We start from the raw sequence: 20,948 nt of genomic DNA on the forward strand, positions 1-20,948 counted from the left end.
CCGCCATGACGGCCGGGACGCCTCTGCGACGGCGAGGGCCCCCTCCACCCCGGGTGGAGGGGGCCCTCGCCGCGTCCGGGGTCGTTCAGCTGTCCCGTTCGAGGATGCCGGACTGGGCGATCAGATAGCCGAGCTGCGCGCGGCTGCCGCTGCCGAGGGCGGCGGCGAGCTTGGCGATGTGCGCCCGGCAGGTCCGCACGTTCATCCCGAGCCGGCGGGCGATGGCCTCGTCGACGTGCCCCTCGACGAGGAGCCGGGCGATGGAGCGCTGGACGCCGCCGATGCCGTCGGTCTTGATGTCGTACGGGATCTCCTCCCGTATCGGCACCGCCAGCTGCCAGAACTGGTCGAAGACGCCGCCGAGGTAGGCGACCAGGCCGGGGTGGCGCAGCTCCAGGGCGACCTGGCGGTCGCTGCGGGCCGGGATGAAGGCGACCTCGCGGTCCACGATGATCAGCCGGTCGATGATCTCTTCGAGGGTGCGGACCTGGACCTCGGGGCCGACGTGCTCCAGATAGGTCAGCGTGAGTTCGGTGTGGCGCGCGGTGTGCTGGTAGAGCGTGCGCATGCTGATGCCGCGCCCCAGGAGCGGGGAGACGCGGTCGAGGGCCTCGCTGAGGGCCTGGGCGGGCCGTCCGCCGCCCGGCTGGACGGTGAGGAGCTCGTGGCGGCAGTTGGCCACGACGCGGTCCAGGGTCGAGTTGATGCGGTCGATGCCCTCGAGGACGGTGATGGCGTGGGTGGCGGGGGAGTCGTGGGCGCTGATGGCCATGAACGGCTCGAAGGCGTCCGACAGGGCGACGGTGCGCCGTCGGCGGTCGAGTATCTCCCGTTCGATCGGCTGGAGCAGCTGGGCGAGCGCCGCGGAGGGGGGAACCGGACGCAGCCACTGGGCGTCGTCGGGGTCGGGGTGGAGCAGGGACAGGTCGAGGAGGCAGGGTGCCTCGACCGCCTCTGACCGGGGTATTCGCCCGGTGCGCAGAGCGGCCGCGTACAGCTCGGACCCCGCCTCGCACAGTTCGGCGTGCGAATGAGGGTGACCTGTTTCGTCCGCTTGTTTCCGCATATGTACACCCCCAGGCTCCTGCATCTCAGGAACATGATGCCTGGGTTTGGTGGTGCAGGCGCAGAGAGTAAGCCATCGTCTTACTCGCGGGGGTTGGAAAAGAGACGTTGCCTTCAAGTGAGGTTGCTCGGTGATGATGAAGAAGCTCATACGCGCGGCGGCCGGACTCGCCTTCATCGCGGCCGCCACAGTGGGCGCGGGAGTGGCCCTTGACCCGGGCTGGCACTCGGAGCCGGCGCAGGTGCAGGCCGCTCAGCTCGACCCTGGTTGGCACCTGGCTGACGCCACGCTCGTCTATGACCCGGGCTGGAGCGTGGCCCCCCAGCAGGACCCCGGCTGGAACTAGTCGGGACATGAATGTTCCCGATGACCCCAGGTTCCGCCGGGAGATGGCCTCGGCCTATCGCTCCGGCTGGCACTTCGTCGATCTCGCCACGGCAATCCCCCACCGTGGCGACTCGCTGAAGGTCACCCTCTTCGGAGAGCCGATCGTCGTCGCCCGAGAGCAGGACGAAGACGTCCGCGCGTACCGCTGCCTGCGCCGTCCCCGCGGCGCTCCGCAGCCCATCCGCTGTGCCATCCGGTACGGCATGATCTTCGTCAACCTCGATCAGCGGGACCACCAGCTGATCGAACCGGAGGCCATCACCGCCACCCCCCGCAGTGCCTGAGCGATTCCCCCGTCGTTGTAGATCGCTCCGGCACTTCCCCCACACAGCGGCGCCATCGCGGACCTGAAACGCGATGGCGCCGCTGTGCTTTTCCCGCCCGCGCTCCTCCCCGCCCGCGCGAGGCGGTCAGGCGCGGCCCATCGCCCGGGTGAGGGCGATCTCGATGACGACCCGGTCCGGGTTCGGGGTCGGCGTGCGGCCGTAGCGCTCGGCGTAGCGGGCGACGGCGTCCGCGACCGCCTCGGCCTCCGTGCGGATGTGGGCGATGCCCTCCAGGGTGGCCCAGCGCCCCTTGTCGACCTGGCAGACCGCGACCCGCGCGCCGTCCGCGCCCGCCGCCAGGACGTTGGCGACCTTCCGGCTGTTCTTGTTGGTGATCACGCGCGCGTACCCGCCCTCGGGGTCGTACGTGACGCCGACCGCGACGACGTGCGGCGTGCCGTCCGGGCGCGGGGTGGTCAGGGTGCACATGTGGTACTCGCGCCAGAAGCTCAGGTACGAGTCGGAGGGGTTCCTGGGGTCTGTGGCCATGCCCGGAAACTACCCGCGGGAGGGCCCCCTCCGACACCTTGAGCGGAGTCGACTCAACTTTGTGTACCCTGGAGAGGTCATAGAAGGAGAGGACCCACGAGAACCCAGAAGGAGCACCGGACGTGGACGCCGAACTGACCAACAGGAGCCGGGACGCGATCAACGCGGCGAGCAGCCGCGCCGTGTCGGACGGACACGCCGACCTGACCCCCGCCCATCTGCTGCTCGCGCTGCTGACCGGTCAGGACAACGAGAACATCACCGACCTGCTCGCCGCCGCCGGGGCCGACCAGGCGGCCGTGCGCTCCGGCACCGAGCGGCTGCTCGCCGGCCTGCCGAGCGTCACGGGGTCCACGGTCGCGCCCCCGCAGCCCAACCGCGACTTCCTCGCCGTCCTCGCGGACGCCGACAAGCGCGCCGAGGAGCTCGGCGACGACTTCCTCTCGACCGAGCACCTGCTCATCGGGATCGCCGCCAAGGGCGGCCAGGCCGGTGAGATCCTCGACCGGCAGGGCGCGAGCGCGAAGAAGCTGCTCGACGCCTTCGAGACGAGCAGGGGAGGACGCCGGGTGACCACTCCCGACCCGGAGGGGCAGTACAAGGCGCTGGAGAAGTTCGGCACCGACTTCACCGCCGCCGCGCGCGAGGGCAAGCTGGACCCGGTCATCGGCCGCGACCACGAGATCCGGCGCGTCGTCCAGGTGCTGTCCCGCCGCACCAAGAACAACCCCGTCCTCATCGGCGAGCCCGGCGTCGGCAAGACCGCCGTCGTCGAGGGCCTCGCCCAGCGGATCGTGAAGGGCGACGTCCCCGAGTCCCTGAAGGACAAGCGGCTCGTCTCGCTCGACCTCGGCGCGATGGTCGCCGGCGCGAAGTACCGCGGCGAGTTCGAGGAGCGCCTGAAGACCGTCCTCTCCGAGATCAAGGACAGCGACGGCCAGATCATCACCTTCATCGACGAGCTGCACACGGTCGTCGGCGCGGGCGCCGGCGGCGACTCCGCCATGGACGCCGGCAACATGCTCAAGCCGATGCTGGCCCGCGGCGAGCTCCGGATGGTCGGCGCGACCACCCTCGACGAGTACCGCGAGCGGATCGAGAAGGACCCCGCCCTGGAGCGCCGCTTCCAGCAGGTCCTGGTCGCCGAGCCGACCGTCGAGGACACCATCGCGATCCTCCGCGGGCTCAAGGGCCGGTACGAGGCCCACCACAAGGTGCAGATCAACGACTCCGCCCTGGTGGCCGCCGCGACCCTCTCCGACCGGTACATCACCTCCCGCTTCCTCCCCGACAAGGCCATCGACCTCGTCGACGAGGCCGCCTCCCGGCTCCGCATGGAGATCGACTCCTCGCCCGTCGAGATCGACGAGCTCCAGCGCTCCGTGGACCGGCTCCGCATGGAGGAGCTGGCCCTGAAGAACGAGACGGACGCGGCCAGCAAGCAGCGCCTGGAGAAGCTGCGGCGCGACCTCGCCGACCGCGAGGAGGAGCTGCGCGGCCTCACCGCCCGCTGGGAGAAGGAGAAGCAGTCCCTCAACCGGGTCGGCGAGCTGAAGGAGCGCCTCGACGAGACCCGCGGCCGCGCCGAGCGCGCCCAGCGCGACGGCGACTTCGACACCGCCTCCAAGCTGCTGTACGGGGAGATCCCGGGCCTGGAGCGGGAGCTGGAGGCCGCCACCGAGGCGGAGGCCCAGCAGGAGGCCTCCAAGGACACCATGGTCAAGGACGAGGTCGGCCCCGACGACATCGCGGACGTGGTCGGCGCCTGGACCGGCATCCCCGCCGGCCGCCTCCTGGAGGGCGAGACGCAGAAGCTGCTCCGCATGGAGGCTGAGCTCGGCAAGCGGCTGATCGGCCAGTCCGAGGCCGTGCAGGCCGTCTCCGACGCGGTGCGCCGCACCCGCGCCGGGATCGCCGACCCCGACCGGCCCACCGGCTCCTTCCTCTTCCTCGGCCCGACCGGCGTCGGCAAGACCGAGCTGGCGAAGGCGCTCGCCGACTTCCTCTTCGACGACGAGCGGGCCATGGTCCGCATCGACATGTCGGAGTACGGCGAGAAGCACTCCGTCGCCCGTCTGGTCGGCGCGCCTCCCGGTTACGTCGGCTACGAGGAGGGCGGCCAGCTCACGGAGGCGGTCCGCCGCCGCCCGTACAGCGTGGTCCTGCTCGACGAGGTGGAGAAGGCGCACCCGGAGGTCTTCGACGTCCTGCTCCAGGTCCTGGACGACGGGCGCCTGACCGACGGGCAGGGCCGGACGGTGGACTTCCGCAACACCATCCTGATCCTGACCTCGAACCTCGGCAGCCAGTACCTGGTCGAGCCGCTGACCTCGGAGGAGGTGAAGAAGGAGCAGGTCCTGGAGGTCGTGCGGGCGAGCTTCAAGCCCGAGTTCCTCAACCGGCTGGACGACCTGGTCGTCTTCTCCGCGCTCGACCGGACCGAGCTGGGGCGGATCGCGCAGCTCCAGATCGACCGGCTCGCCAAGCGCCTCGCCGACCGGCGCCTCGCCCTGGACGTCACCCCGGAGGCCCTGGAGTGGCTCGCCGAGGAGGGCAACGACCCCGCGTACGGCGCACGGCCGCTGCGCCGCCTGATCCAGACGGCGATCGGCGACCGGCTCGCCAAGGAGATCCTGGCGGGCGAGGTCGTGGACGGCGACACGGTCCGGGTGGACCGCTTCGAGGACGGCCTGATCGTCGGGGCGGCCCGGTAGCCGTCCCCGGCGGGGCCGCGCGTCGAAGGGGCCGAGGCGGACGAGGGCGGTGCCGCCGTCCTCGTCCACCACCTCCACGTCGACGTGGAGCGCCTGGCCGAAGTCCGCGTCCGGGCGCAGGTCCCCCTCGCGGGAGAGGGGCGGCCTGCCGCCCGGACAGGTGGTTTCCAGCCAGTCGGTGACCCCGGCGCGCGGCATGCGGAAGTCCACCGTGATGTACGGGTCCTGCCGGTGCGTCCCGGTGCACCGGGCGCCCCCGGCGTCCGCCGGAAGCCTGCCGCGGGCGAACCCCATCGCCTCGCCGCGGTCCACCGGCTGCGTCCTGCTGCCCCCGGTGGGGGAGCGGGCGTCCCAGGCCAGGAACACGACGGGGGGTCCGCGGAGCACCACGGGCCCCACGACGAGCCGGATCCGCCACCGGGATTCCTTCTCCGTGTCCCCCATGAGGACGAGATCGTGTCAGCCGGCAGCGGATCTTGCCTCTTCCGGACCGGCGGGGCTTGCCACGCACCGCCCGCCATGGGGGAGGATGGCGAGCATCCGTACGAAGGGAAATACACGGTGAGCATCGACCCGTCCTCGATTCCGAATTTCGGGGGCCAGCCCCAGCCTCAGGCAGCAGGACCGGCGGGCCCCGTCGTCCCCGACCAGGACCTCGTCAAGCAGCTCCTCGAGCAGATGGAACTCAAGTACGTCGTCGACGACGAGGGTGACCTCGCGGCGCCGTGGGAGGAGTTCCGCACGTACTTCATGTTCCGCGGCGAGGCCGAGCAGCAGGTCTTCTCGGTGCGGACGTTCTACGACCGCCCGCACTCGGCCGACGACCGCGCGAAGATCCTCGACGCGATCGACGACTGGAACCGCCGCACCCTGTGGCCCAAGGTCTACACCCACCTGCACGAGGAGGAGGACGGCTCCGCCACCCTCCGCCTCATCGGTGAGGCCCAGATGCTGATCGGCACCGGCGTCGCCCTGGAGCACTTCGTGTCCTCCACGGTCAGCTGGGTCCGCGCGTCGATCGAGTTCGACAAGTGGATCGTCGAGCAGTTCGGCCTGGAGTCCCCGGAGGCCAAGGCCGAGGGCGCCGAGGGCGGCGACGAGGAGGCCTGAGCCTCCCCGTCCCGCGCCGGACGCCCGCGAGAGCCCGGACCCCTGCGAGGGGATCCGGGCTCTCGCGCGTTCCGGTGCGGGCCGGCCCGGTTCCGGGCGTGCCGGCTCAGGCGAGGCGCTTGAGGCGGGAGACGGCCTCCTCCAGGACCTCGGTCTTCTTGCAGAAGGCGAAGCGGACGAAGGGGGCGCCCTCCTCGCGGTGGTCGTAGAAGACCGCGTTGGGGATGGCGACGACGCCCGCGCGCTCCGGGAGGGAGCGGCAGAAGGCGAAGCCGTCGGTGGCGCCGAGGGGGCGGATGTCGGTGGTGACGAAGTAGGTGCCGGACGGGCGGTAGACCTCGAAGCCCGCCCGGACGAGGCCCTCGCTCAGCAGGTCCCGCTTGGCGCGCAGGTCGGCGCGCAGGCCGTCGAAGTAGGCGGCGGGGAGGCGGAGGGCCTCGGCGATCGCGTACTGGAAGGGGCCCGAGGAGACGTACGTGAGGAACTGCTTGGCCGAGCGGACGGCGGAGGTGAGTCCGGGGCTCGCCGTGATCCAGCCGACCTTCCAGCCCGTGAACGAGAACGTCTTGCCGCTCGAACCGATGGTGACCGTGCGCTCCCGCATGCCGGGGAGGCTCGCGATCGGCAGGTGTTCGGCCCCGTCGAAGACCAGGTGCTCGTACACCTCGTCCGTGACGACCAGCAGGTCCCGTTCGACCGCCAGCTCGGCGACGGCGGTCAGTTCGGCCCGGGTGAGGACCGTGCCGGTGGGGTTGTGCGGGGTGTTGAGCAGGATCAGCCGGGTGCGGTCGGTGACGGCGGCCCGCAGCTCGTCGAGGTCGAGGACGTAGGCGCCCTCGTGGGGGCGGAGGGTGACGGGGACCCTGGTGCCGCCGGCCATCGCGATGCAGGCGGCGTACGAGTCGTAGTACGGCTCCAGGGCGATCACCTCGTCGCCCGGCTCGACCAGGGCGAGGAGGGCCGCCGCGATGGCCTCGGTGGCGCCGGCGGTGACGAGGACCTCGGTGTCGGGGTCGTACGCGAGGCCGTACCGATCCCGCTGGTGGTCGGCGATCGCCGAGCGCAGCTCGGGGACGCCGGGGCCGGGCGGGTACTGGTTGCCCCGGCCGTCCCGCAGCGCGCGGACCGCCGCCTCCCGGATCTCCTCCGGGCCGTCGGTGTCGGGGAAGCCCTGACCGAGGTTGATCGCCCCGGTCCTGGCGGCGAGCGCGGACATCTCGGCGAAGATCGTCGTCCCGAACTCGGCGAGGCGGCGATTGAGCAGCGGTCGTGTCATGACCGCCATCCTGGGGCCAAGCTCTGGACTTGCTCAAGTGCGCTTTGGGGCGCGCCCGGGACGGGGATCGCCCTGGCATGAACATCGCATTCTTCATCGCCGGGATCGCGGTCGTGATCGCGATCGTGGTGGGGGTCGTCGCGAACGCGCTGAGCGGGACGACGCGGGTGGGCCGCCGGGGCGGCAGTGACAGCTGGTGGGCCGGTTCGTCGTCCTCCTCGTCCTCCTCTTCCTCTTCCTCGTCCTCCTGCTCCTCGTCCTCGTCGTTCTCCTGCTCCGGCTCTTCGTGTTCGAGCTCCTCCTGCTCGTCGTCCTCGTGTTCCAGCTGCTCCGGCTCGTCCTCGTGCAGCTGAAGCTCTGGACTCGCTCAAACCGGCTTTGACGGGGTGTCGGAACGGGCATCCCCCTCGCACAGAAGAACGGGGGCAGTACAGATGGGATTCATCTTCTTCGTCGTCATCGCGATGGTCGTGCTCGGGGCGGTCGTCGCCGTCCGGGCGGCGGCCGGGGGAAAGAAGCGGCACGGCGGGCCCAGGGGCGGCCGGCGCGGGAGCGGCAGCAGCTGGGCCGACGGCGGCGGCGGTGGCGGCTGCGGCGGAAGCAGCTCCTGTGGCTCCGGCAGCTCGTGCGGGTCCGGTTGCGGTGGTGGGGGCTGCGGCGGCAGCTGATTGAACAAGTGAACTGCTGGGTCCCCGAAGGGGTTGGAAAACACAGCAAGTTGGGTAAAAACGCTGCGAGTCGTCCGGGGTCCGTGGTTCTCTCGCTCCTGACAGAGACAGCCCTCGGACCGTGTGTGGACCCGAGCCGGCGATTCCCCACTCCCGTAGAACCCTTCTCCGGGGCGCCCCCGGCCCACCCGTCAAACCGTGTTTGCGGAGCCGACCCATGCTCACCACCCTGAAGACCTCCTACACCGATACGCGCGCGGCAGACCTGGCCTGGGCCCTCGGGCGCGAGCCGCTGCCCGCGCTCGCCGTGCTCGACCTCGAACTCCTCGGCGCGAAGCTGCAGTTGAGGCTGCTCGGCGCTTCCCATCAGGTCCTCCTGGAGGAGGAGGGGCGCCATTGCTCGGAGACCGTGGCCTGCATGCCGGGCAGCAGCACCCCGCTCCCGCTCGGCGTGTCCAAGCGCGTCGGCGAATGGGAGTACGAATTCGCGGCGCGCGTCGAGACGCTCACGCACGGCTCCTTCGCGGGCCGTGCGCAGGAGCTGCTCGCGCTCGTCGCCGACCACCCCAACGGACTCGCGGGGACCTTCCCCGGTTCCCCGCACGCCTTCACGGCGATGCTGGCGCAGCGTCACGAGGGCCAGGTGCGGTGGCGCACCTGGCACGCCTACCCGCAGGAGGGGCAGCTGGTGGTGACCAGGACCCGCATCGGCGCACGTATGCCCGCCACGCTCTGATGCGCCCTCTCGGAGCCCCATGTGCACTCGTGTGGGTGACGAGGGGTGCGGCGGTCGTGACGTAGCGTTACTGCATGATCGAGCCGACCGTGACCATGCCACCCAAGAGGGTGCGCCGGCCGCCTGCGCGGCGGTCCGTGCGGCCGCCGCGCGAGGCGGTGCGGTTCCCGGTCCTCGCGGTCGTCTTCGTCTGCGCCGCCTGCGGCCTGGTCTACGAGCTCGAACTGGTCGCCCTCGCCTCCTACTTGATCGGCGACTCGGTCACCCAGGCATCCGTCGTGCTCTCCGTGATGGTCTTCGCGATGGGGGTGGGCTCGCTCCTCGCCAAGCGGCTGCGCTGCCGCGCCGCCGTCGGCTTCGGCCTGGTCGAGGCGGGGCTCGCGCTGATCGGCGGCTGCTCGGCGATGGTGCTGTACGCGGCCTTCGCCTGGCTGGGCGAATCGCGGTACGTGCTGGTGGCGTTCTCGCTCGCCATCGGGGTGCTCATCGGCGCCGAGATCCCGCTCCTGATGGCGCTCATACAGCGGGCGGGACGAGAGCGCGCCGGTCGTACCGGGCGGCAGGCCCCGCCCGGGGACCGGGACGACGCCGCCGGGACGGTCGCCGACCTCTTCGCCGCCGACTACGTCGGGGCGCTCGTCGGCGGCCTCGCCTTTCCCTTCCTGCTGCTGCCCTGGCTCGGCCAGCTCACCGGCGCGCTCGTCACCGGCGCGGTCAACGCGGTCGCGGGCGGCGGCCTCGTCCTCTGGGTGTTCCGCCACGACCTGACCCCCCGGTCCCGGGCCCTGCTCGTGACCGTGAACCTGTGCGTCCTGACCGTCCTCGCCACCGCGACCGTCCTCGTCGACGACTTCGAGCAGGCCGCGCGCCGCGCCGTGTACGGAGAGCGGGTGCGGGTCGCCGTCCACACCGACCTCCAGGAGATCGTGGTGACCGGAGGCCGCGAGGAGCCGCCCGACCTGTTCCTCGACGGGCGGCTGCGGGTGGTCGGCCGGGACGAGTACCGCTACCACGAGGCGCTCGTGCACCCCGCGATGAACGGTCCGCACGCGCGCGTGCTGATCGTCGGCGGCGGCGACGGGATGGCCGCCCGCGAGGCCCTGCGCTACGCCGGGGTCCGAACCGTCACCGTCGTCGAGCTCGACCCGGGGGTCGTCCGCCTCGCCCGTACGGACCCGGCACTCGCCACGCTCAACGAGCAGGCCTTCCGCGACCCCCGCGTCCAGGTGGTCTACGCGGACGCGTTCAACTGGCTGAGGGGAGCCGCCGATCGTCTGCAGGAACGGTACGACGTGGTGATCTCCGACCTGCCCGACCCGGGGATCACCCCCAGCACCAAGCTCTACTCGGAGGAGTTCTACGGCCTGGTGGCCCGGGTCCTCACCGCCGACGGACGGTTCGCCGTGCACGCCGGATCGGCCGCCGACCGGCCCCGCACCTACTGGACCGTCGACGCCACCCTGCGCGCCGCCGGCTTCGCGACCCGCCCGTTCAGCGCGGACGGCCGCACCCCCGGCTTCGCCGCCGGACCCGACCGCGCCGACCGCGCCGGCCGTACGGGGCGGGGGCCGCGCGACTGGGGCTTCCTCCTGGCCGTGCGGGGCGACCGGCCGCCCGTCCTCGGACTGGACCCGGGCGCGCCCCGGCTGCGCTCGCTCGGCGCCGGGACCCTGGAGGCCGCCGCGCGCCGCGCCGAACGGACCCGTGGCGCCGCGCCGCCGCCCTCGACCCTGGTCCACCCCCGGTACGGGGCCTGACCGGCAGGACACCCCATGGGGGCGAACAGGCGACGCCGGGCCCCCGCCTGAGTAGGCTCGGCTTCCATGGAGCATGAGGTGTTCGTTCCCGTCCCGGCCGAAGCCCTGCGCGCGGCGCTCACGGACCCGGCCCGCGTGGTGCGCTGCGTGCCCGGGCTCCAGCGGGACGCCGACGAGGAGGCCGGACCCCTCACGGGCCGGCTGAAGGTGCGGGTCGGCGGCAACACCATCACCTACCGGGGCGCCCTCAAGGTCGTCGAACGGGACGGGGCCATCACCTACGAGGGGGAGGGCGCCGAGGTGCGGGGCAAGGGCTCGGCCGAGCTGTCCCTCACCGTCGTCCTCACCCCGGTGGCCGAGGGGACCAGCCTGAGCTTCACCGGCGCCCTCACGGCGGTCGGCCGGCTCGCCGACGCGACGGACGAGGCGCGCGCCACGGCGGGCGCCAGGCTCCTCGGCAGGTTCGTGGAGGCGGTGGCCGCGCTGGCGGACGAGCCCTCCGGGGCCCCGGAGCGGCCGGGCGCGGCTCCCGGGGACGCCCCGGAGGAGGCCGTCGAGGAAGAGGCCCCCGGAGAGGCGGACGAGGCCGGGAGCGTCGAGGCCGGGAGCGTCGGGACCGGGGTCGACGACGACGGGGTCGACGACGGGGTGGAGGAGCCGCCCGGGCGGGGCTCCGCCTTCGACGGGGCACTGCCGCCCCTGCCCCTCGACCCGCTCCTCGACGAGGACTTCGGCGACACCCCGATCGAGTTCCCCTCCCCGCAGCCCGCCGCCGAGGCCGCCCACGCCCGCCGGACCATGATCGGGCGGTCCGCCGAGGAGGTCGACCACGCGCCGCCGCGCGGCCGGTACGCCCCCGTCCCCGCCCCCGAGGCGACGAGCGCGGGCGCCACCCTGCGCTGGATCGCGCCGGCCGCGGCCCTCGCGCTCGCCTCGGCCGTCGTCGTCGGCCGGGCCCTGCGCCGCCGCCGCTGAAACCGCTCCCTCGGGGCTGGGGCCTGATCCGAAAACCATGCCCTAGGGTCGGGACGTGAGCATGCAGACGCGACTGACGGCGGGCGACGCCGAGTTGACCATCGACCCCGAAAACGGCTGCCGGATCGGGAGCCTGCGCATCGGCGGCACCGAACTGCTGCGCCAGGGCGAGCGGTACGGAAGCTTCCCGATGGCGCCCTGGTGCGGGCGGACCGAGAACGGTCGCTTCCGCAACGGCGCCACCACGCACCGGCTGCCGATCAACGCCGCTCCGCACGCCATCCACGGCACCGTCCGCGACCTCGCCTGGAAGACCGCCCGGACCTCCGCGACCGAGGCCGTCTTCACCTGCGAGCTCGGCGACCCCTGGCCGTACCGGGGCCGGGTCACCCAGGTCTTCGAGCTGGCCGAGGACTCCCTCACCCTCCGCTTCGGCGTCGAGGCCCACGACGACTCCTTCCCGGCGCAGGCGGGCTGGCACCCCTGGTTCCTGCGCAACCTGGGCCGGGGCGGTCAGGACGTACGGATCGACTTCGCGCCCGCCTGGCAGGAGGAGCGCGGGGAGGACCACCTCCCCACCGGCCGCCGCGTCGACCCCCTCCCCGGCCCCTGGGACGACTGCTTCGGCATGCCCGACGGCGTCGACGTCACCCTCACCTGGCCGGAGGAGCTGGAGCTGAAGGTCGCGAGCCGCGCCGAGTGGGTCGTGATCTACGACGAGCCCGAGGAGGCGGTCTGCGTCGAGCCGCAGTCCGGCCCGCCGAACGGCCTCAACACCCGACCGCGCCTGGTCACCCCGATCGACCCCCTGGAGGTCGAGAGCACCTGGAGCTGGCGTCGGCTCTAAGCTCAGGGGCATGACTGACGTACGCGCTGAGCTGCTCCAGCAGATCAAGGACAAGGCCGTGGTGCACGGCAAGGTGACCCTCTCCTCGGGTCTGGAAGCCGATTACTACGTGGACCTGCGCCGGATCACGCTGGACGGCGCGGCTTCGCCGCTGGTCGGCCGGGTCATGCTCGAACTGACCGCGCACCTCGACTTCGACGCGGTCGGCGGCCTGACGCTGGGCGCCGACCCGGTCGCGACGTCGATGATGCACGCCGCCGCCGCGCGGGGCGAGCGCCTCGACGCCTTCGTCGTCCGCAAGGCCGCCAAGGCCCACGGGATGCAGCGCCAGGTCGAGGGCCCGGACATCAAGGGCCGTCGCGTCCTGATCGTCGAGGACACCTCCACCACCGGCGGCTCGCCGCTGACCGCCGTCGAGGCGGCGCGTGCGGCCGGTGCCGAGGTCGTGGCGGTCGCCACGATCGTGGACCGTGCCACCGGCGCGGGCGAGAAGATCAGTGGCACGGCGGGCGTTCCGTACCTCTACGCGTACGCGCTGGACGAGCTCGGCCTGGCGTAACCGCCGCGAAGTCGTGACTTAGGCCCGGGACTCCTGGAAAAGCGTCCTGACCTGGTCTTTTGTCGAGGGGTGGGGTGTTTCACGTGAAACACCCCGCCCCTCGACCCGTCACGCCCGTGGGAGCCCGCACAAGAGTCTGGAAAGATGGGCCGCGACGATGACGTCGCCCCTAGGTCAGGGACAGCAACGCACACACCCCGCACATCACAAGGAGCGGACGAATGCCCATCGCAACCCCCGAGGTCTACAACGAGATGCTCGACCGGGCGAAGGCAGGCAAGTTCGCCTACCCGGCCATCAACGTGACCTCGTCCCAGACCCTGCACGCTGCGCTGCGCGGCTTCGCGGAGGCCGAGAGCGACGGCATCATCCAGATCTCGACCGGCGGTGCCGAGTTCCTGGGCGGTCAGTACAACAAGGACATGGTCACCGGCGCCGTCGCCCTGGCCGAGTTCGCGCACATCGTCGCCGCGAAGTACGACATCACGGTCGCCCTCCACACCGACCACTGCCCCAAGGACAAGCTGGACGGCTACGTCCGCCCGCTGCTCGACATCTCCGCCGAGCGCGTCAAGGCCGGTCGGGACCCGCTGTTCCAGTCGCACATGTGGGACGGCTCCGCCGAGACCCTCGCCGACAACCTGGCCATCGGCCAGGAGCTGCTCGCGAAGGCCGCCGCCGCCAAGATCATCCTTGAGGTCGAGATCACCCCGACCGGCGGCGAGGAGGACGGCGTCAGCCACGAGATCAACGACGAGCTGTACACCACCGTCGACGACGCCATCCGCACCGCCGAGGCCCTCGGCCTGGGCGAGAAGGGCCGCTACCTGCTGGCCGCGTCCTTCGGCAACGTCCACGGCGTCTACAAGCCGGGCAACGTCGTGCTCCGCCCCGAGCTCCTCAAGGACCTCCAGGCGGGCGTCGCCGCGAAGTTCGGCAAGGCCGACCCGTTCGACTTCGTCTTCCACGGCGGCTCGGGCTCGACGGCCGAGGAGATCGCCACCGCCCTGGAGAACGGCGTCGTGAAGATGAACCTCGACACCGACACCCAGTACGCCTTCACCCGCCCGGTCGTGGACCACATGTTCAAGAACTACGACGGCGTCCTGAAGGTCGACGGCGAGGTCGGCAAGAAGTCCACCTACGACCCGCGCACCTGGGGCAAGCTGGCCGAGGCCGGCATGGCCGTCCGCGTGACCGAGGCGTGCGCCGCGCTGCGCTCGACCGGCACGAAGCTGAAGTAGGCCTGTGACCGACGGGCCCGGTACCTCCTGAGGTGCCGGGCCCGTCGTGCGTCCGTCGACGGGAGGGCTCGATGTACGACTTCGACCGGCAGATAGACCGGCACGGAACCTGGTCGGTCCAATGGGACGGGATCGCGGACCGCTTCGGCGTCCCCGATCTGCTGCCCTTCACCATCTCCGACATGGACTTCGCCTCCCCGCCGGAGGTCCTCGCGGCCCTGCGCGAGCGCGTCGACCACGGGGTCTTCGGCTACACCGACTGGCGCCTCGGCGAGTTCCGGGAGGCGATCCGCCACTGGTACGCGAGCCGGTACGGCGCCGAGATCGATCCCGGGGCGCTGGTGTACGCGCCCTCCGTCCTCTCCCAGCTCTCCCAGCTCCTCCAGATGTGGACGGAACCCGGCGACGGCGTGGTCGTCCACACCCCCACGTACGACGGCTTCCGCAAGGCCGTCACCGGGCTCGGGCGCGAACTGCGGGGCGTCCCGGTCGACGACCCGGCGGCCCTGGAACGGGAGCTCGCCCGGCCGGACAGCCGGATGCTGCTGCTCTGCTCCCCGCACAACCCGACCGGCCGGGTGTGGACGGAGGAGGAGCTCACCGTCTTCGCCGAGCTGGCCGAGCGGTACGGGGCGGCCGTCGTCAGCGACGAGATCCACGCCGACCTGACGGCCGAGGGCCACCGGCACGTCCCCTGGACCCGGATCGCCGAGCCGGGACGGGGCCACCGCTGGGCCCTGGTCACCTCCGCCACGAAGGCCTTCAACTTTCCGGCGCTCTCCGGCTCGTACGGCATGGTCGGCGACCCCGACGAACGCGAGGCGTTCGTCCGGCGCATGGAGACCGGCGAGGGGCTCGCCTCGCCCGCGGTGCTCTCCCTGACCGCCCACATCGCCGCGTACCGGCGGGGCGCGGCCTGGCTGGACGAGCTGCGCGGATACGTGGCGGGGACGATGGACCTGGTGCGGGAGCGCCTCGCGGAAGGGCTGCCGGAGGTCGACTGGGCGCCCCCGCAGGCCGGCTACCTGGCCTGGATCGACCTGCGGCCGCTCGGCGTCGAGGAGAGCCGGCTCCAGGAGGAGCTGGTGGCGGTGGAGAAGGTCGCGATCATGCCGGGCGGGGTGTACGGCACGCCCGGCTTCGTCCGGCTGAACGTCGGCTGCCCCCGGAGCAAGGCCGAACGGGGTGTGGACGCGCTGGTCAGGGCGGCGCGGCGGCTGCGCCGCGACTGATCGGGGGCTCCCCCGGAGGCGGCCACCCGTGCGGGGCGGCGGTCACCCGTGCGGGGCGGCGGTCACCGGCCGGACCGGGACACCGGGCTCGCGCTCTCCGCCGCCCCGTCCGCCGTTTCCCCGGATTCCGGTGGGCGGGGCTCCGGCGTTCGCGGGATCATGCAGCCATGGACATCCGGATGAACTCCGGTACGGGACGCTGGATCGTCTTCACGACCGTGCTCGGGTCCGGGATGGCGCTGCTCGACTCGACCGTCGTCAACGTCGCCCTGCCGCACATCGGCGAGGACCTGGGCGCCGACCTCGCCGTCCTCCAGTGGACGGTCAACGCCTACATGCTGACCCTGGCCGGGCTGATCCTCCTCGGCGGCTCGCTCGGCGACCGCTTCGGGAGACGCCGGGTCTTCGTGATCGGGGTGGCGTGGTTCGCGCTCGCCTCCCTGCTCTGCGGCCTCGCCCCGAACGCCGGGGTGCTGATCGCGGCCCGCGCCCTCCAGGGGGTGGGCGGGGCGCTGCTCACGCCCGGCTCCCTCGCACTGATCCAGGCGAGCTTCCACGAGGACGACCGGGCGCGGGCCGTCGGGCTCTGGTCGGGCTTCGGCGGCGTGGGCGCGGCGATCGGGCCGTTCGTGGGCGGCTGGCTGGTGGACGGGCCCGGCTGGCGGTGGGTGTTCCTGCTGAACGTGCCGCTCGCCGCCCTCTGCGTGCCGGTCGCCCTGCGGCACGTGCCGGAGTCGCGGGACGACACCGCGCGCGGCCGCTTCGACGTGTTCGGCGCGGTCCTGGGCGCCGCGGCGCTCGCCCTCGTCACGTACGCGCTGATCGGCGCGGTCTGGTGGGCCGGGGTGGCCGGGGTGCTGGTCGGGGCCGGGTTCGTGGTCGTGGAACGGCGGCGCGGGGAACGGGCGATGGTGCCGCCGTCGGTCTTCCGCTCGCGGCTGTTCACCGCGGTCAACCTGGTCACCCTGTGCGTGTACGCGGCGTTCGGCGGCTTCTTCTTCCTGGCGGCCCTCCAGCTCCAGGTGGTCGCCGGCTACTCGGCGCTCGGCGCCGGCACGGCCCTGCTGCCGACGACCGTGCTCATGCTGCTGCTGTCGGCGAAGTCCGGGGAACTGGGGGAGCGGACCGGGCCCCGGCTCCCGCTCACGGTGGGGCCGCTGCTGTGCGCCGGCGGGATGCTGCTGATGCTGAGGGTCGGGGAGGACGCCTCGTACGTACGGGACGTGCTGCCGGCGGTGCTCGTCCTCGGGCTCGGCATGACGACCCTGGTCGCTCCGCTGACCGCGACCGTCCTCGCCTCGGTGGACGTGTCCAGGGCGGGCCTCGCGAGCGGCATCAACAACGCGGCCGCCCGCGCGGCCGGGCTGATCGCGGTGGCCGCGCTGCCGCTGCTCACCGGGATGGGCCCGGAGACGTACCGCTCGGCGCAGGAGTTCGAGGAGACGTTCCGGCGGGCGATGCCCATGTGCGCGGGGATCCTGGTGGTCGGCGGGGTCCTCGCCTGGACGACCATGCGGACCCCGGCCGCGCCGGCGGGCTGCCACCCGGAGTGCAGGGTCCACTGCGGGGTGCAGTCCCCGCCCCTGGACCCGGGCCGACGGGACGCGACGCCCTGAGCCCGGGGGCTCCGGCCCGGCCCGGGGGCCTGAGCCAGAGGGGCCCCGACCCGGGGCCCGAGCCCGGGGCCCCGGCCTGCGGCTCCTCGACCTGACGGCCGGGCTCCCGGCCCGCGCCCTCGGCCGCCGCTACTTCGAGAGCTCGGCGTACGCCTCGGCGCTGCTGTCCTTCAGGAACTGCCCGCAGCGCTCGGCCTCGTCCTGCTCGCCGATCGCCCCCGCGGCGCGGGCGAGCGCGGCCAGGCAGCGCAGGAAACCGCGGTTGGCGGCGTGCTCCCAGGGGATGGGGCCGTGGCCCTTCCAGCCCGCGCGGCGCAGCGCGTCGAGACCCCGGTGGTAGCCGGTGCGGGCGTAGGCGTACGACTCGACCACGCGGCCCGCCTCCCACGCCTCGTCGGCGAGCAGGGCCCAGGCCAGGGAGAAGGTGGGGTGGGCCGCGACGACCTCGACCGGCGGCTTCGACTCCTCGACGAGCAGGCGGTTCGCCTCCTCGTTCTCCGGGAGGTAGGTCGGGTTCGGCCCGCTCAGCAGGTTCTGGTGAATGTCCATGCGTGCAGTCTGCCACCAGGGAACCGGCGGCCGGCCGGGCGCCGAGGGGCCGTGACGGGGCCGGTCCGCCGGTCCTCCCGGCCCCCGGCCCGTCCCGACCGGCCTGTCCCGCCGGGCCCGTCCGCCTGGCCCGTCCGGCCCGTCCGCCCGGCCCGTCCCGACCGGCCCATTTCGTTCGAAGGCGTTCGAAGCGGCCGGTACGATCGCGGAACCGCAGGACCCAGGGGGGAGTCTGTCGTGGGAGAACGTGCCCGGCCCGCAGGACGGCGGCGTGCCTTATCCGCCGGACGAGGGGGAGCGAGAAGGAAGCGCGGGCGGGGCTCCCGCCTCGTCCTCACGGCCCTGACCCTGGTGACGGTCTCGCTCGGCGCCGGGGCCGCGTTCGCGCACCTGCGGGGCGGGGCCCCGGCCGGGACGGCGGCCACCGGGGCGGCGCCCCCGGCGGCGGGACCGCCGACGGCCGCCCCGGCCGCCCCGCCCACGACGGCGAACCCGAAGCCGCCGCCGAAGCCGCCCAGGACCGCCCCCGAAAGGACACGGCGCCCCACGCCCACGCCCCCGCCGAGGCGGAGCACCGTCCCGCAGTCCGGCTCCGGCACCTTCATCACCGCGCGGGCCTCCGGCGAGCCCGTCGGCCACGGCGGCACCCTGCGCCGCTACCGGGTCCAGGTCGAGGACGGCATCGCGCTCTCGGCGCGCGGGGCGGCCGCGGAGATCCAGCGGATCCTGGCCCATCCGCGGAGCTGGGCCGCGCACGGCCGGGGCCGGTTCCAGCTGGTCTCGGAGAACGCCGACTTCGTCATCAGGATCGCCACCCCGGACACCGCCGACGCCCTCTGCGCGCGGCAGGGCTACGACACGCACGGCGAGCTGAACTGCGAGACCGCCGACGGCGTCGTGGTGAACCTCAAGCGGTGGATGCTCGGCTCGCCGACCTTCGCGGGGGAGCCGGCGGAGTACCGGCACCTGATCATCAACCACGAGGTGGGACACGAGATCGGCATCCGCTCGCACATGGGCTGCCCGGGCCCGGGCAGGCCCGCGCCCGCGATGATGCAGCAGATCAAAGGCCTGAACGGCTGCCGTTCGAACGCTTTTCCGTATGACGAAGAGGGGATCTACATCACGGGCCCGATCGTGTCATGATGCGCTTGGGACGCGCGCGAAGAAGCACGCCTCCCGAGGGGACCGGAGCTCCCGTGGCGCCCAGCAGAGCGCACGGTGGAGCGGACCGCTACCCGGTAGCCCGTATCGAGGAGACAGAAATGTCCACCTTCCCCGATGCCTCCGGAGCCGGCTCGGTCGTCGACGACCCGAACCTCGACTTCGCGGGCACGACGCCGTACGAGGACTACGTCCAGGCGGACGTCCTCACCCACCTCCAGCACCTCCGCTCGGACGACCCGGGCGAGATGGTCTTCCTGGTCACGACCCAGGTCATGGAGCTGTGGTTCACGGTGATCGTCCACGAGTGGGAGACCGCGAGCCGCGCCCTGCGCGAGGACCGGGTCCCCGTCGCGATGGACGCGCTCAAGCGCTCGGTGCGCGAGCTGGAGGCCCTCAACCACTCCTGGCGGCCGCTCGCCCAGCTCACCCCCGGCCAGTTCAACGCCTACCGGGCGGCGCTCGGCGAGGGCTCCGGCTTCCAGTCGGCCATGTACCGGCGGATGGAGTTCCTGCTCGGCGAGAAGTCCGCCTCCATGCTCGTCCCGCACCGGGGAGCGCCCCGCGTCCACGCCGAGCTGGAGAAGGCGCTGCACGAGCCCAGCCTGTACGACGAGGTCCTCGGCTTCCTCGCCCGGCGCGGCCTGCCCGTCCCGCAGGACGTCCTCGGCCGTGACCTGGCGCAGCGGTACGAGCCCTCGCCCGAGGTCGAGGCGGTCTGGGCCGGCATCTACGCGGACGCCGACCAGAACGGCGAGCTCGTCCGGCTCGGCGAGGCCCTGAGCGACGTCGCCGAACTGGTCTGGCGCTGGCGCAATGACCACCTGGTGGCGACCCGGCGCGCGATGGGCGCGAAGACCGGCACCGGCGGCTCCGCGGGCGTGGCCTGGCTGGAGAAGCGGGCCCAGAAGAACGTGTTCCCCGAGCTCTGGACGGCCCGCAGCCATGTCTGACGACCTCCTGCAGCGGGCCCTGGAGCTCGACGCCGCCGACGCCCTCGCCGGGCACCGCGCGAAGTTCGCCCTCGACGAGGAGACCGTCTACCTCGACGGAAACTCCCTCGGAGCGCTGCCCGCGCACGTCCCGGCCCGCATGGCCGACGTCATCACCCGCGAGTGGGGCGAGCTGCGCATCCGTTCCTGGGACGAGTCCGGCTGGTGGACCGCGCCCGAGCGGATCGGCGACCGGATCGCCCCGATCGTCGGCGCCGCCCCGGGGCAGATCGTGGTCGGCGACTCGACGAGCGTGAACGTCTTCAAGGCGGTCGTCGCGGCCGCCCGGCTGAACGGCGACGACCGCGACGAGATCCTCGTCGACGCGACGACCTTTCCCACGGACGGGTACATCGCCGGGTCCGCGGCGCGGTTGACGGGTCACGAGATCGTGGCGTGCGACCCGGCCGACATGGCGGCCGCGGTGAGCGACCGCACGGCCCTCGCGCTCGTCAACCACGTCGACTACCGCACGGGCCGGCTCCAGGACCTGCCCGGCCTCACCGCCGCGCTCCACGCGGCGGGCGCGCTCGCGGTCTGGGACCTGTGCCACAGCGCGGGCGCCCTGCCCGTCGGCCTGGACGCCCACGGGGTCGACCTGGCCGTCGGCTGCACCTACAAGTACCTGAACGGCGGCCCCGGTTCGCCCGCGTACCTGTACGTCGCCGAGCGCCACCAGGCCGCCTTCGACTCGCCGCTGCCCGGCTGGAACTCGCACGCCGACCCGTTCGGCATGACCCCCGGCTACGAGGCGGCGTCCGGTGCGCTCCGGGGCCGGGTCGGCACGCCCGACATCCTGTCCATGCTGGCCCTCGAAGCGGCGCTCGACGTCTGGGACGGCGTCGCGGTCGAGGACGTGCGGGCCAAGTCGCTGGCGCTGACGGACTTCTTCCTGGAGTGCGTCGAGGCGTACGTCCCCGAGGGCCGCGTCACCTCCGTGACCCCCGGGGCGCACGGTGAGCGCGGCAGTCAGGTGGCGCTGCGCTGCGCGGAGGCGCCCGCCGTCATGACGGAGCTGATCAAGCGCGGGGTCGTGGGCGACCTGCGCCGTCCGGACGTCCTGCGGTTCGGCTTCACCCCGCTGTACGTGGGCTTCGCGGACGCGGAGCGGGCGGCCCGGATCCTCGCGGACGTCCTCGGGGGCCTCGGCGGCTGATCGGACGATCGTCTGATCTGCGGGGGTTCCGGTGCTGGTACCGTCCCCGCAGGTCAGGCCAATTCGGCCCCGCACCCGAGAGGTT

21 protein-coding genes are annotated in these 20,948 nt (G+C 72.8%); 17 read left to right on the top strand and 4 right to left on the bottom strand.

Annotated elements, in window-relative coordinates; genetic code table 11:
- Positions 1-85 precede the first annotated feature (85 nt).
- Positions 86-1,066, bottom strand: a complete 981-nt coding sequence (locus IE180_RS05445; RefSeq protein ID WP_190155583.1) for a helix-turn-helix domain-containing protein — start codon at positions 1,064-1,066, stop codon at positions 86-88.
- Between the two features lie 136 nt (positions 1,067-1,202).
- On the opposite strand from IE180_RS05445, the gene IE180_RS05450 reads away from it, so the two are divergent.
- Both IE180_RS05450 and IE180_RS05455 read left to right on the top strand, forming a co-directional pair.
- On the top strand, positions 1,203-1,412 hold the full coding sequence (locus tag IE180_RS05450; RefSeq protein ID WP_190155584.1) for a hypothetical protein: 210 nt from the start codon (positions 1,203-1,205) through the stop codon (positions 1,410-1,412).
- 7 nt (positions 1,413-1,419) lie between these two features.
- The gene (locus tag IE180_RS05455; protein ID WP_041129982.1) at positions 1,420-1,737 is read left to right on the top strand and encodes a Rieske (2Fe-2S) protein; all 318 of its coding nucleotides are present in this window, start codon (positions 1,420-1,422) and stop codon (positions 1,735-1,737) included.
- A 126-nt stretch (positions 1,738-1,863) separates the two neighbouring features.
- Here the strand turns inward: IE180_RS05455 and IE180_RS05460 are convergent, their stop codons facing one another.
- The gene (locus IE180_RS05460; protein WP_190155585.1) at positions 1,864-2,268 is read right to left on the bottom strand and encodes a pyridoxamine 5'-phosphate oxidase family protein; all 405 of its coding nucleotides are present in this window, start codon (positions 2,266-2,268) and stop codon (positions 1,864-1,866) included.
- A gap of 122 nt (positions 2,269-2,390) precedes the next feature.
- Here IE180_RS05460 and clpB point away from each other — a divergent pair, with 122 nt between their 5' ends.
- Positions 2,391-4,982 (top strand): ATP-dependent chaperone ClpB, encoded by a 2,592-nt coding sequence (clpB, locus tag IE180_RS05465; protein ID WP_190155586.1) that lies wholly within the window; start codon positions 2,391-2,393, stop codon positions 4,980-4,982.
- A 561-nt stretch (positions 4,983-5,543) separates the two neighbouring features.
- Positions 5,544-6,092: a type III secretion system chaperone family protein gene (locus IE180_RS05470; protein ID WP_190155587.1), complete on the top strand. Its 549-nt coding sequence runs from the start codon at positions 5,544-5,546 to the stop codon at positions 6,090-6,092.
- 106 nt (positions 6,093-6,198) lie between these two features.
- Here the strand turns inward: IE180_RS05470 and IE180_RS05475 are convergent, their stop codons facing one another.
- A complete protein-coding gene (locus tag IE180_RS05475; protein ID WP_190155588.1) occupies positions 6,199-7,377 on the bottom strand; it encodes a pyridoxal phosphate-dependent aminotransferase in 1,179 nt (392 codons plus the stop codon).
- A 187-nt stretch (positions 7,378-7,564) separates the two neighbouring features.
- Between IE180_RS05475 and IE180_RS05480 the strand changes: the two genes are divergently transcribed.
- The 10 genes from IE180_RS05480 (at position 7,565) to IE180_RS05525 (ending at position 17,002) form a co-directional block, all read left to right on the top strand.
- Positions 7,565-7,750 carry a hypothetical protein gene (locus IE180_RS05480; RefSeq protein WP_190155589.1) on the top strand — a complete coding sequence of 62 codons (186 nt, stop codon included), beginning with the start codon at positions 7,565-7,567 and terminating at the stop codon, positions 7,748-7,750.
- A gap of 52 nt (positions 7,751-7,802) precedes the next feature.
- Positions 7,803-8,036 carry a hypothetical protein gene (locus IE180_RS05485; protein WP_190155590.1) on the top strand — a complete coding sequence of 78 codons (234 nt, stop codon included), beginning with the start codon at positions 7,803-7,805 and terminating at the stop codon, positions 8,034-8,036.
- Positions 8,037-8,253: 217 nt separating this feature from the next.
- Positions 8,254-8,772, top strand: a complete 519-nt coding sequence (locus tag IE180_RS05490) for a DUF2617 family protein (RefSeq protein WP_190155591.1) — start codon at positions 8,254-8,256, stop codon at positions 8,770-8,772.
- 74 nt (positions 8,773-8,846) lie between these two features.
- Positions 8,847-10,529, top strand: coding sequence for a polyamine aminopropyltransferase (locus tag IE180_RS05495; protein WP_229860304.1), 1,683 nt, complete (start codon positions 8,847-8,849; stop codon positions 10,527-10,529).
- A 66-nt stretch (positions 10,530-10,595) separates the two neighbouring features.
- Entirely contained in the window at positions 10,596-11,504 is a 909-nt protein-coding gene (locus tag IE180_RS05500) for an SRPBCC family protein (protein WP_190155592.1), read from the top strand.
- A gap of 61 nt (positions 11,505-11,565) precedes the next feature.
- A complete protein-coding gene (locus IE180_RS05505) occupies positions 11,566-12,351 on the top strand; it encodes an aldose epimerase family protein (RefSeq protein WP_190155810.1) in 786 nt (261 codons plus the stop codon).
- Between the two features lie 10 nt (positions 12,352-12,361).
- On the top strand, positions 12,362-12,910 hold the full coding sequence (gene pyrE, locus IE180_RS05510) for an orotate phosphoribosyltransferase (protein ID WP_190155593.1): 549 nt from the start codon (positions 12,362-12,364) through the stop codon (positions 12,908-12,910).
- Between the two features lie 221 nt (positions 12,911-13,131).
- Entirely contained in the window at positions 13,132-14,154 is a 1,023-nt protein-coding gene (gene fbaA / locus IE180_RS05515) for a class II fructose-bisphosphate aldolase (RefSeq protein ID WP_190155594.1), read from the top strand.
- Between the two features lie 71 nt (positions 14,155-14,225).
- Positions 14,226-15,386 (top strand): MalY/PatB family protein, encoded by a 1,161-nt coding sequence (locus tag IE180_RS05520; protein WP_190155595.1) that lies wholly within the window; start codon positions 14,226-14,228, stop codon positions 15,384-15,386.
- A 167-nt stretch (positions 15,387-15,553) separates the two neighbouring features.
- Positions 15,554-17,002, top strand: a complete 1,449-nt coding sequence (locus IE180_RS05525) for an MFS transporter (RefSeq protein ID WP_190155596.1) — start codon at positions 15,554-15,556, stop codon at positions 17,000-17,002.
- A 129-nt stretch (positions 17,003-17,131) separates the two neighbouring features.
- Here the strand turns inward: IE180_RS05525 and IE180_RS05530 are convergent, their stop codons facing one another.
- Positions 17,132-17,551: a DUF3151 domain-containing protein gene (locus IE180_RS05530; RefSeq protein WP_190155597.1), complete on the bottom strand. Its 420-nt coding sequence runs from the start codon at positions 17,549-17,551 to the stop codon at positions 17,132-17,134.
- 237 nt (positions 17,552-17,788) lie between these two features.
- On the opposite strand from IE180_RS05530, the gene IE180_RS05535 reads away from it, so the two are divergent.
- The 3 genes from IE180_RS05535 (at position 17,789) to kynU (ending at position 20,863) form a co-directional block, all read left to right on the top strand.
- On the top strand, positions 17,789-18,697 hold the full coding sequence (locus tag IE180_RS05535; protein WP_190155598.1) for a DUF3152 domain-containing protein: 909 nt from the start codon (positions 17,789-17,791) through the stop codon (positions 18,695-18,697).
- A 119-nt stretch (positions 18,698-18,816) separates the two neighbouring features.
- Entirely contained in the window at positions 18,817-19,668 is an 852-nt protein-coding gene (locus tag IE180_RS05540; RefSeq protein ID WP_190155599.1) for a tryptophan 2,3-dioxygenase family protein, read from the top strand.
- Positions 19,661-20,863, top strand: a complete 1,203-nt coding sequence (gene kynU / locus IE180_RS05545) for a kynureninase (protein ID WP_190155600.1) — start codon at positions 19,661-19,663, stop codon at positions 20,861-20,863. The genes IE180_RS05540 and kynU overlap by 8 nt, the downstream gene beginning before the upstream one ends.
- Positions 20,864-20,948 lie beyond the last annotated feature (85 nt).

Origin of the sequence: Streptomyces litmocidini (assembly GCF_014649755.1) — a bacterium.
In the GTDB taxonomy this organism is placed as follows: domain Bacteria; phylum Actinomycetota; class Actinomycetes; order Streptomycetales; family Streptomycetaceae; genus Streptomyces; species Streptomyces litmocidini.